The sequence below is a fragment of the Pseudomonadota bacterium genome (assembly GCA_022361155.1).
Lineage (GTDB): Bacteria > Myxococcota_A > Polyangia > Polyangiales > JAKSBK01 > JAKSBK01.
The window spans coordinates 1-11,391 of sequence record JAKSBK010000259.1 but is presented as its reverse complement, the minus strand read 5'-3'; the positions used below and the strand labels follow the sequence as shown (position 1 = coordinate 11,391).

10 protein-coding genes are annotated in these 11,391 nt (G+C 65.6%); 4 read left to right on the top strand and 6 right to left on the bottom strand.

Translation table 11 applies throughout. The features are described from left to right. Positions 1–155: 155 nt before the first annotated feature. Entirely contained in the window at positions 156–1,751 is a 1,596-nt protein-coding gene (locus MJD61_09710) for a hypothetical protein (GenBank protein ID MCG8555546.1), read from the top strand. A gap of 4 nt (positions 1,752–1,755) precedes the next feature. On the opposite strand, the gene MJD61_09705 is transcribed toward MJD61_09710, so the two are convergent. After that, on the bottom strand, positions 1,756–3,975 hold the full coding sequence (locus MJD61_09705) for a DUF5110 domain-containing protein (protein ID MCG8555545.1): 2,220 nt from the start codon (positions 3,973–3,975) through the stop codon (positions 1,756–1,758). Between the two features lie 188 nt (positions 3,976–4,163). Between MJD61_09705 and MJD61_09700 the strand changes: the two genes are divergently transcribed. After that, positions 4,164–4,730 (top strand): Uma2 family endonuclease, encoded by a 567-nt coding sequence (locus MJD61_09700; GenBank protein MCG8555544.1) that lies wholly within the window; start codon positions 4,164–4,166, stop codon positions 4,728–4,730. Between the two features lie 9 nt (positions 4,731–4,739). On the opposite strand, the gene MJD61_09695 is transcribed toward MJD61_09700, so the two are convergent. From MJD61_09695 to MJD61_09680, 4 genes are all read right to left on the bottom strand, one after another. Further along, positions 4,740–5,939, bottom strand: coding sequence for an aldo/keto reductase (locus MJD61_09695; protein MCG8555543.1), 1,200 nt, complete (start codon positions 5,937–5,939; stop codon positions 4,740–4,742). A 171-nt stretch (positions 5,940–6,110) separates the two neighbouring features. Beyond that, positions 6,111–7,913 carry a 4Fe-4S dicluster domain-containing protein gene (locus MJD61_09690; GenBank protein MCG8555542.1) on the bottom strand — a complete coding sequence of 601 codons (1,803 nt, stop codon included), beginning with the start codon at positions 7,911–7,913 and terminating at the stop codon, positions 6,111–6,113. Continuing rightward, the gene (locus MJD61_09685) at positions 7,910–9,010 is read right to left on the bottom strand and encodes a DUF362 domain-containing protein (protein ID MCG8555541.1); all 1,101 of its coding nucleotides are present in this window, start codon (positions 9,008–9,010) and stop codon (positions 7,910–7,912) included. Before MJD61_09685 ends, MJD61_09690 begins: the two co-directional genes overlap by 4 nt. Positions 9,011–9,022: 12 nt before the next feature. After that, positions 9,023–10,180, bottom strand: a complete 1,158-nt coding sequence (locus MJD61_09680) for a hypothetical protein (protein MCG8555540.1) — start codon at positions 10,178–10,180, stop codon at positions 9,023–9,025. 16 nt (positions 10,181–10,196) lie between these two features. Here MJD61_09680 and MJD61_09675 point away from each other — a divergent pair, with 16 nt between their 5' ends. After that, positions 10,197–10,421: a hypothetical protein gene (locus tag MJD61_09675; GenBank protein MCG8555539.1), complete on the top strand. Its 225-nt coding sequence runs from the start codon at positions 10,197–10,199 to the stop codon at positions 10,419–10,421. A 103-nt stretch (positions 10,422–10,524) separates the two neighbouring features. Here MJD61_09675 and MJD61_09670 read toward each other — a convergent pair whose 3' ends face one another. Beyond that, positions 10,525–10,680, bottom strand: coding sequence for a hypothetical protein (locus MJD61_09670; GenBank protein MCG8555538.1), 156 nt, complete (start codon positions 10,678–10,680; stop codon positions 10,525–10,527). 64 nt (positions 10,681–10,744) lie between these two features. Between MJD61_09670 and MJD61_09665 the strand changes: the two genes are divergently transcribed. Then, positions 10,745–11,263 (top strand): hypothetical protein, encoded by a 519-nt coding sequence (locus tag MJD61_09665; protein ID MCG8555537.1) that lies wholly within the window; start codon positions 10,745–10,747, stop codon positions 11,261–11,263. Positions 11,264–11,391 lie beyond the last annotated feature (128 nt).

Below are 11,391 nucleotides of genomic sequence, written 5' to 3'. Positions count from 1 at the left end.
TCTGCTTTCCCGAGTGTGAAGTTAGGTAAAGCCGGGCAAGCCCCCTGACCGGCATACCCAGAAATCCGATATGCGTGCATAGTTCCCGAAAGTCGACACCCGTGCCGGGTGCAAGGAGGCCGTCTGCGGTCGCATCGGGCGTGGTAAGAAGCGGGATGGCCGGCTCCCGCGCATTCCTCGCCGCACTGGACTTCCTAACCGCCGCGGGTGGCCCTAGACTTGCCGGCAGCGAGGTCTCCATGCTTTCTCGATGTTTGTCGCTTCTGGTGTGTTGCGGTCCGCTGCTTTGGTGCGCTTGCGGCGGCGAGCCGCCAGCACCGGGTGCGCTGGCGGGGCACGGTGGTGATGCCGGCTCGGGCCAGGCCGGGGGCGGCGCGGCAGCTGGCACCGCCGGTCCCCACGGCGGGGGCACCGGCGGTCCCCCGGTTGGGGGGCAGGTCGGTCCGCCGCCTCAGTGCGTAACCCCACAGATGGCTTGCGGCCACCAGTGCGTCGATCTCACCACATCGCACGCGCACTGCGGGCATTGTGACAACTCCTGCGGCCCAGCCGGAGTCTGCAGCGCAGGCAGCTGCATGTGCGGCCCGGGGACGAAGCTGTGCGCCAAGGCGTGCGCGGACGTGACCTCGGACCCGCATCACTGCGGCGGCTGCAAGAAGAAGTGTCCCGAAGGCGCTGCCTGTGTGGCTGGAGCCTGCGCCTGCCCACCCGGACAGGTGGCGTGCGCCAAGCGCTGCGTGGACGTCTCGAGCGATGCCAGAGCCTGCGGTGGCTGCGGAAGGCACTGCCTGCCGGGTGAAGAGTGCGTTTCCGGCCGCTGCCGGTGTCAGCCGCCCAAAACGCGCTGCAACGTCATGATGATGCCCGCGGGATGCAGCGCGGACCGCATGACGGATCCACTCAACTGCGGCGCCTGCGGTCACCGCTGCGCCGAGGGCGCGACGTGCATGGCAGGCAAGTGCCACTGCCCCCAGGGACAGCGAGCCTGCCAGGGCAGGTGCGTGGACGTCCAGACCGATAACCGCCACTGCGGCCGCTGCGGTGCCAAGTGCCCCGAAGGCGGTCACTGCGCCGCCGGTAGCTGCGAGTGCAATGTCCCGAACAACGTGGTGTGCGGCGGTCGCTGCGCGGACTTGAGCAGCGATCCGCGTCACTGCGGCTCGTGTCCGCACGTCTGCGGCGCGGGCCGAGTGTGTCAGTCCGGCCGCTGCATGTGCCTGGCACCGTTCGTCGTGCACATGCGCCAGTGCCTCGACCTGACGCGTGACCCCATGAACTGCGGCATGCCCGGCAACGTCTGCAACACGCGCGAGTACTGCCTGAACGGCGCATGCGACTGCCGGCCGGGTCTCACGCGCGTGGGTCGCGTGTGCCACGATCTGATGGCGGATGCCGCCAACTGCGGCCAACCGGGCATCGCTTGTCCCATGGGCCAGAAGTGCGCCAACGGGCAATGCCAACCCGGTCCCTGTCCGCCGGGCAAGAGAGCCTGCAATCGGGGTTGCGTCGACTTCGACACCGATCCTCTTCACTGCGGCGCCTGCGTCATGGAGACCGTGCCGGTCCTGCCCTGCGCCACTTCCGAAGTCTGTGTCGACGGAATGTGCACGGCCTTTGTTCCCGGCGTGGGCTGCACGCAGTGTCCCTGTGCGAGCTGCCGCGGCATGCATCCGAGCTGCATGCTGTATCCGGGCACGCACGACGTCATTTGCGCCGCCGGCGCCGGCGGGATGATGCCTCCCGTTCATTAGCGGCCTACTTGGTCATGACCACGAGCTTGTCTATGGGACCGAAGAGGATCGGTCCGCTCTCGTTCGTGGCTTCTTCCCTCAGCTTGAACTGGCCGGGCCGCTCTTCGCTCACCGTGAGATGCCGGGTGCGGTAGCGGCCCTGCTCGTAGTCGAACGTCTTGCCGTCGTCTTCATAGAGTGAAAATTTCCCCCGAATCTTGCCGTAGAAGCGCACTTCCAGCGGATGGCCGTAGGCGTCTTCGGTTTGGTTTACCGCCTCGGTCAGCATCGGAATCACCGCGCCAGCCTTCGCGAACAGCGGTATGCGATCCCCCAGATCCTCGGCGGTCACCGTGATGGATTGGTTGTTGCCGGCGAACTTTCCGGTGTAGAAATCGTACCAATCGCCTGCCGGAAGCCGAACTTGACGCGTGATCGCGTTGTTTTCGTAAAACGGTGCCACCAGCATGGACGGTCCAAACATGAACTGGTCCACCATATCAGCGACCTTCTTCATAGGGTAAGGCTCGTCTTCTTGGCTCGGATCGTGTTGGATGTCCCGAGTCTCGGGCAGCTCGAATCCGTCTTCTAGGATCATCGCCCGAATCGGAGGAATACCTTTGAAGTGGTAGTCGGCGAAAGCGCTGTAGAGATAAGGCAGCAAACGCATGCGCAGTTTGATCACGTTGCGAACCGCGTCCGTCGCCTGGCTGTAGCTCCAGGGTTTCTTGCCCGACGCCCAGGCGTTGAGCATGGCCATGGGTGAAAAGCAAACGGTTTGCAGCCTGTTCAGCCATTCGCGGCTGTTGGCGGCGGAGCGCACTTCCGGTGTCCACAGGATGCCGCCGAGGCTGGCCGTGGAAAGGCCGGTGATGTACTGGCCATGGCGATAAGCGTCGCTGTAGACGACGAAGGGGTAGCCCGAGGCTCCGCCGTTGCTGCCGCGGACCAGACCGTAGGTCCGCACGTTGCGCTGCTTGAACAGGTCCTGGTAGAGCATCCGCTGCATGATCAGGCCGTAGGCTTGGCGCATGGTCTCACCCGAAATCCCCGACGGGAACGTCGCGTGGTCGGGCCACAGCCAGAAGTCGTATCCGTCGACCTCATCGATCTTGTAGCCGCTGATGCCGATACGGATGTGATCCTGGTAATGCTGGTCCGTCAGCAGCCGGCGGGCCTCGGGCAACGTGTAGTCGGGAACAATTCCAAGCCAGACGAGGTGAGATCCCGAAAGCGGGTACATCTTGTCGTAGATGCGGCTGTGTTTGGAGATGTAGGGGTTTTCCCAGAGATTCAGACGGATTCCCTTGGCCAGCAGCTCACGCGAAAACTTCGCGGGATCCGGAAAGCGTTTCTGCTGCCACTCGTAAGTGCAGGGATAGGACTTGGACATCCACCCAGGCTCGAGCCCTACGACGTCAAGGGGAAAATCCCTGTCCTCGAACTCCTTCAGCTCCCGGCGGGTCTGGTCGGCGTCGAAATGGGCATGAACCCGGTGCCAGAATCCTAGGCCCCAAAGCGGCGGCAAGGCCCCACCGCCGCTGTACAGGTTGTAGCGGCGGACGATGTCCAGAATCGAATCTCCCGCAAAAACCATCAGCTCGAGCCCCTTGCCGTCGATTCGAGCTTCGACAGCATCCCCCGGCGGCAGCGCTTGCCAGGCACCGGATTGCTTCTCATTCGGGGGTGGATTGCGGTCGACTTCGAGCGGCGTGTTGGGCGAGTCCTTGCGGTTTCCGACTTGACTATAGATCTTCAAGAAGCGGGCGGTGTTGAAGAAGACGCCGTAGCCTTTGCTGGAGACATAGAAGGGCACCGGGGCGTGCGTGCGGCCGCCGCCCGTGCCCCAGTGGTCTACGTTCAGGGTCAGGACGCGCTGCGATTGCTTGACCCCGTCGAGCTGCAGACCGAAGCCGTAGAGCCTTTCATCGGGATCGGCAGCAATCCGAACCACGATCCCGGCGTCCGGCGTGGCGACATGGGTGATCTCGCCCGGCGCGAACGGAAACTCGGGCGCGGACAGCTGGCGCAGGGCCTCGCGCTTCGGTGGCGCAGCGGCCAGCTCGGTATAACGCAGCTCGCCCTGCATGCTTCCGAACGAAGCGGTCCAGATCCCCGGGGCCACGTTTCGCCACGATGCCAGGGGCTTCGGATCGGGCTGCCTGGGTGCCCGGCACGAAAGGAGCAAAAGGACCGAGGCGAGCGCGTGCAGGAGCGACCGGAATGGTGAGCGGCTGATGTTCATTGCAGGTGATCCAAGAAAAATCGGCCCCCGGATAGTGCGAGCCGATCCCGCTCTGTACCACATCCGGGATGCAAGGTTTTGCGAAAGGCTTGCGCATTCATGGGGCGCGGCCTGCGTCGCGTTCGTAAACGCCTGAAGGCGAGCTCGCCGCATTTGCACCGTTTCCGATCGGAGGGGATACTCACGGCATGGCAAGCGAGCCCGCCCCATCCCGGGTGATCCTGACCTACGCGGACTTGTGCGGCATGCCCGACGATGGCCGCCGCTACGAGCTGTTCGAGGGGGAGGTCTACGTGACGCCCGCACCTCGGATCGTACATCAACGCATCTCACGCAACCTGGAGCTCGTTCTGCACAGCTACGTAGAGCAGCACGGGCTCGGCGAGGTGCTCTACGCTCCCGTGGACGTGATCCTGACCGACACCACGGTGGTTCAACCCGATCTGCTGTACGTTTCACGCCCGCGGCTGCCGATCGTACGCGAGCACGGCATCGTGGCCGCCCCCGATCTGGTGGTCGAGATCCTGTCGAAAAGCACTGCAGAGCGCGACCGCGGCGTCAAGCGCCAGCTCTATGCGCGTTACGGAGTCGCGCACTACTGGCTGGTGGATCCCGGCGAACGCACGCTGTCCGAGCACCTACTGCAGCAGGGCGCCTATGCGCTGAAGGGAGTCTTCAACGCCAGGGCCGTATTCACGCCCACGCTCTTTCCCGGGCTATCGATCGACCTCGGCGGGGTGTTTCCCGCGCCTTGAACCCATCCCCTACCCGGCAAGCACGTGAAGCGCCCGTTTCATGTGAGCCGCGACGTCGATGCCGTAGGGGCAGGCGCGGTTGGCTGGTGCGAAGTCCACCTGGGCCAGGTTGCGAGCTTGCGCGGGCAGCTTGGCGAACAGAGCGCGGGCCTTTTCCGGCTCGCCATACACGTCGTGGTACATGACGAAGCGCATGGTATCCGCGATGCGTACCGGGGCCGCGACCGCGCTGCCGCAGATGTGGTCGCAGCCATCGCAAGCCAACGAGCGGGTGGCCGCGGCGTAGCGGTCGAGCTCCTGCCATTCGGCCTGCGTGAGCGACTGCTTGTCGAGCGCGGCGGCGATGTTTTGGCGTAGCTTTTCGAAGTTGTCCATGTGCGAAACCGCAGCTGCTATGCGTCTGTCGGCCCACACCGCCTTGAGCACCGCCTGGTGCTTGGTCCACTTGCCTTTTTTCTGGAACTTCTTCCAGGCGTCGCGAATGCCCGCTTCCGAGCCCTGCGTCTTCATCGCGATCAAGCCCACGTTGGCCTTGTACGCGGCATCGATGGCTCGATTGAGCTCCTTGTCGCCGTACTTGCGGAAGTTGTAGCGGAACATCACGGCCTCGACCCAGGGGGTCTTGGCTGCAAGCTGCAACAGCTCCGGTACGTTGGACGAGTGGCAGGAAAAGCCGAAATGCCGAAGCCTACCCGCCTGCTTGGCCCGCGCGACGACCTTGCGCAGATCCTCGTTCAGGTACTTGGGATCTTCGAGGTTGTGGAGAAAATAGAGGTCGATGTAGCTCGTTTCGAGCTTCTTGAGGCTGGTGCCCAGCGTGGCTTCGAAGCCGCGGGGGTCGTGCTCGTCGCTCTTGGAGGTAATCCAAAGTTTGTCTCGACCCCGAATGCGCTTGTGGAAGCTGGCCACGGCCGGCTCGCACGTGCCACCGTTGTAGCAGTCGGCCGCGTCGATGTAGTTCACACCGAAGCGCAGGGCTTCGGCGATCTTGGGATCGAAGCGCAGATCGAAGCCGACCGCGCCGCCGAGCAGCAGGATCGGAACCTTCTTGCCGGTCTTGCCCAGGGTCCTGCGCGCTACCTGCGGCATGGTCTTGTCCTGAGCGAGCGCAGCGGCCGGCGCGAGCGCCGGACCCAGCAGGGCAGCCGAGGCCGCCGAGCTACCTAGCGCCAGCACATCTCGGCGGGTGAGTTCCTTGTTCGAAGGCATCCTCTCCTCCTTCACTAGATCCTGCTACTCGGTCCAGTCTTAAGATCCCTTGAAGGCCTGACTCGCAGCGCATCGGCCATCCGAGCCGCTGCGCTAGGCGCGTGCGTAGCTCGCGCCTCGAGGGTATCAGAATTCGCCGGGTCGCGCTTGGCAGGCAGGCTCATATCGGCGTCATGTCTTGCGCGCTGCCTTGAGCAGCAGCGACCGATTGGCGTCGCGGCTTTCTCCGATCGCGGTCACGTAGACCGCGGCATCGTCCAGGACCGGGCACTCGTGCTCGCAGATGCCGCATCCGATGCACAGCTCGGGCCGCATGTAGGGTCGGTTCAGCGTCACCTTGCTGCCGTCCCAGCGCGTGATGTCCACGTCGTAGGTGCCGATGGCCTTGGGGGTGACCGGACACACTTCCTCGCAAACCACGCAGGGCGTTTCCATCGACCAGGGCAGGCAGCGTCCCCGGTTGAAGAACGCAGTGCCGACCCGTACTGGACCGGTGTCCTTGTGCTCCTTGAGGCCGAGCTTGCGTTCGATCGAGGTTTTTTGGATCGCGCCGGTGGGGCAGACCTCGCTGCACAGGGTGCAGTTGAGCTGGCAAAAGCCGACCGAGAAATCCATGACCGGTGTCCACAGGCCTTCGAGCCCCGCTTCGGCCAGGGTGCTCGGCTGCAGCACATTGGTCGGGCACACGTTGATGCACTGGTCGCACTTGATGCAGCGCTCGAGGAACTCCTCTTCGGCGACCGAGCCCGGCGGCCTGATGGCCTTTTCGTCGAAGCCGCGCTTGTTGACGGCCTTGCTCAGGCGCAAGAAGGGATAGGCGAGCACGCCTGCGAGCGAAGCGAACACCCAGCGGCGGCGCGCCACCTGCGGTGCGCGCAGCTCGGTCTCGGGGATCTTGCTGATCAGCTTGCGACCGAAGAGCCTGGCCGTGCCGTGGCGCAGCGAGCCCACGATGCGATCCTGGATCGGCAAGGGAGCGCGCTTGAAGGACAGGGCGTCCTCGGGGCAGTCGTCGATGCAGTTGAAGCAGACGAAGCACTCGCTCTTGCGCAGCGCGGCTTGGGGATCGGCTGCGCCTTCGCAGGATTTGAGGCACAGATCGCAGTCGGTGCACTTGGTCGGGTCCCGATCGATGCGCCAGAGCGACCAGCGCGACAAGACGCCCAGGAAAGCTCCCAAGGGGCAGAGCACGCGGCAGAAAAAGCGCGGTACGACCAGGTTCATCCCCACCAACCCGAGCAGCAACAAGCCCGCGAACCAGGCTCCGGCAAAAACCCGCGCATCGGGCGCGCCCGGAGCGAACAAGAGCAGGCTGAGCTCTGGATCGAGCCCCTGGGCCTGCATGCGCTCGGCGAGCTCGAGCGTGCCCGCGTCGAGCGCGGGCATCAGGGCCACGGTGAAGCTGCGCACAAGCAGGCAAATCGGATCGAGCAGACCGATCTGCAGCGAGCCAAACAAGGCCAGCACCACGAACACGGCCAAGACGATGTACTTGAGCTGGTAGCTCGGGCGGTAGCGATTCGCCTCGATGTCCTGGGCGTTGGTGCGGATGTTGAAAACGAACCCGATGAACTGGTGCAAGGTTCCGTACGGGCACATCCAGTTGCAGAACACGCGCCCCAGCAGGAGCGTGGGTACGAGCACGAACAGGCCGCGCCACAGCCAGCGGTATACCGTGCTCGTGGAAAGAGCCGTGGCAAAGCCCACGAGCGGGTCGAGCTCGAGAAAAAGCGACACCGGGTAGCCGCCCAGCCGGCTGAACCAGGTACACCAAAGCAGGAACACGAAAAGCGCGAAAAAGAAGATCTGCGCGGCGATGCGCACGTTGGTGATGCGCAGCGCCCGCGCGATCCAGGGGGAGCCATCGCGGTTGGATGGAAACCAGCGGTTGGATGGAAACCAGCGGTTGGCTTGAGACCCGCGGTTGGCTTGAGACCCGCGGTTCCTCGCGTGTACGATGGGCAGCCTCTTCATCCGACCTGCACCTCTTTGAGCCGAAGCGAGCGCCAGTCCGGGTTGCCGAGCTTGCGCTCTCGGGCTTTGTCGAAGTAGGCCGGCAAGGGCTCGGCGCTGCGCTCGAGCAGCTCATCCCAGCCAAAGGCGTCCGCGGCCAGCGAATCGGTCGATGCCACGACCGTGTGCCCGAACTTGACGTCCGAGAGACTGCCGCCGGTAGGACCGCTGCGAAACAGCACCCGCGTGCCGTCCAGCAGCACGAACGTGGGGCGCACGAGCAGCGCCAGATCCGCGATGATGGTGTGGATGTCTTGGTGGAACTGGTTTCGTCGTCCCCCAAGCAGCCCATACCAGTTCTTGGTGGTCATCGAGGCCCGGCACAGGTTGTGGTCCTTGACCGGCGCGACGCCGATGACCTTGTCGGCGCCCAAGAAGGGCCGGTAGAAGAACGGCCAGCGTTCTATCAGGCTCGCCCCGGGTGTGTGCAGCAGGCGGAAATCCGCGCTCGCGGGCAGATAGACCCGAGCACCGGATTCGAGCGCTGCCGCGCGCAGGCCGGTGCGCGCGAAACAAGCCTCCGGCGCCTCGATCGGGTTGTCCGCGACCCGGACCTCGCCGGCTCCGGCCTCGAGCACGAGGCGTACCAGGGCGGACAGCACCTGCGGGTGGGTGGTTGCTCCGAGCGGCGCCGCCCGTTCGAACGCGACGTTGGGCTTGACCAGCACGACATCGCCGCGTGCCACGAAGCGCTCGATTCCGCCGATGGCATCCACCGCGCCCCGAACCAGGGCCTCGAACTGCTCGCCGCGCGCCACGCCGAGCAGCGGATAGCGCGGCGAAGCCTCGACCGCGTAGCCGCCCTCGGGCAGGCTGAGCGTCCGCTCGCGCGGTTTGCCACGCTCGCCGTCCGGATCGTGGAGCCGAAACGCGGCCAGGCCCGAGGCCGCGGCCAAGCCCGCAACCGCGCCTGCCTGCTGCAGGAAGCGGCGCCGCTCTTGCCCCCGGTGGGCTGCGAGCGCTTCGAGCCCCTCGGCGTCGGGTTCCGTGTCCCCGTTCCTCGCACGCCTTTTGCGTCCTCGCTTCCTGCTTTCGCGCTTCTGGCTGGTGCTAGTCATCCACGTGGCTCATCAGTGCTCGGGCATTTGCGGGGGCTCGGGCGTCCGTGGGGGCTCCTGGATTTGTGGTGGCTCGGCTGGATCAGGCTGCTGGGACCTCTGCGAGGCGGGCTCCCGGGGCGCCTGTGTCTTTGTAGGGTCCTTCTGCGCCTGCGCCAAGAGCCCGGGCGACAGCGTCTCGACCGCGTCGCGCAGGCGCGCCAGCGCAGCCCGCGCGGCTTCGGCGTCGCCGGCTGCGCGTATCCCGTACACCACGGGCCCGGCGCTGCGGGCCGCCGACACGTTGCCGAGATAGCGGTCCTTGACCCACGCGTCATCGGCGCTGCCCGTCCTGTCCCCGTAGCTCACAAAGCCCTGCATGAAGCGCTCGGCCAGCTCCCGAGCGGCCTGCTCGTCCCCGGCGGCGGCGACGAAGAGCTCGGTTTCGCCGTCGTCGAGCAGCGCCGAATACACCCGGCGTGCAAACGCAAACGAAAAGGCGTTCTCCTTGTGGAAGCTCAGCTTGCCCACGCCGATCCCGAGCCCTTCGCTGAACAGCCTGTGGCCCCAGGGCAGCGCTGCATCGCCGCTCAGACCGGTCTGCACTGTTTTTTGCAGGTGGCGCAGTTGTGCCTGCACCGCCTCGCCTTCGTCCGAGCCGATCGCGCGCAGGTAGTAGCGTCCCTTGGTCAAGAACAGCGCGTTGCGCTCCAGGTGCCACAGGCTGCCTCCCGCGCGCTGCGGCTCGATTTCCGGAGCCTTTTCGCTGGAATAGGTGCCGAGGGCGTTGCCGGGCTCGCCCATGTCGTAAAACTCGATGTCGACCGCCAAGCCCCGGTCCTGCTCGCCGAGCAGCGTCAGGTAGGTGAGCTCCACGAAACCGCGCGACTTGAAATAGTCCGCCCGCCCGTTGATCTTCTCGTACAGATTGCTCGCGTCGAACCTGGACAGGGCGTGCTCGCGCCAGCCCGCGGCCGCGAGCCCTTCAGGCAGCGCGCCCCGGTCGGGCTCGGGCGTGCCCGGATCGAGCAGATCCTCGCTGTTGGCGAACAACCCCGGGTCGGGATGGGCGCCCATCCAGGCAACCCACAGGGCCACACATGCCAGGCCGACCAGGACGCTGAGCCCATAGGGTAGCTCCGCCAGCGAATAGCTGCGCCGGTAGTGCCGCCGGCCCTGCGGGTTCCACACCCGCTCATGTCGACTGGTGCGTCTACGGCGCGGCATCGGGACTTCCAGGGGCCTGAACGACTATCCACGACAAGCCTACCGCCCCACCGCCCGGGGGCAACGCGCGCCGGTCGCAGTCGTGGTCGTAGTCGTAGCCGTGATCGTGATCGTGATCGTGATCGTAGTCGTGGTCGTGATCGTGATCGTAGTCGTAGTCGTGGTCGTGATCGTAGTCGCAGCCGTAGCCGGATCCCACTCGTGACCGTGACTATCGGCAGAGCTTGGTGAGCATCTCAACGATGCGGACGATCAGTTGCTTGGACTCGCCGGTCTCGGCAGCAAACGTGGCACCGAGGACGTGTCAGTCACTGGTTAGGCTGCCTTGTACCGGCTACGGCCGCGACTACGACCACGGCTACGACCACGATCACGATCACGATCACGATCACGATCACGACTACGACTACGACCACGATGTGCGATCGTCTACGGGCCCCTAGCTTGCGAAGGGGGGCGGCCACGGCTACATGGCTGCCCAGCCGCGGGCCCGCCGCCCTGCGTGCTGCGCAAGACCAGGCCGATCCCATGACGCCGACTGCGATCCCTGCGACAGGACCGAAACTCGGGCTCGAGCGTTGGCTCGCGCTGCTGCTCGCTTCAGGCCTTGCCCTGGGTTGCGGAGGGGCTTCGGCCTTGGGCGACGACCCGCAGGGAGCCAAAGACGTCTCCTTCTTGGTGGCTTTTCCGGCCTGCCAGTCGGATTACAACAAGCTGTGCAGCGGGATCGATCCGATCAAGCACGCTCCTCGAGCGATCCGGTGCCTCAGGTCGCACGAATCCGATCTCAACAGCGTATGCCAGGAGCAGTTCGCCACCAGCGCCGCCCGCCGGATGCGGCGGACGGCCGACGCCTGCAGCGCCGACCGTGCCCACTTCTGTCCCGAGGCGCCGACCCGGCAGGAAGCCTGGGCCTGCTTGAGCGAGCACGAGGAGAAGCTGACCCCCCCGTGCAAGGAAATGCTCGGCGCCCACAAGAAAGCAGGCCGGCCAGCCGGCGGCGCCACCCCCCCCATGGGCGCCCCTCCCAGCGGCCGGCAGTGGTAAGGGGGCTAGCGCGGCGCCTCCGGCCTCAAAACGCCACATGTTGCCCAGACCGACCGCCGAGCCCACCGCGGCCAGGAAGCCGGCTCGGCTACCCCATTGCTCTCGTCCGACCGCCATGCTGCCAGGCC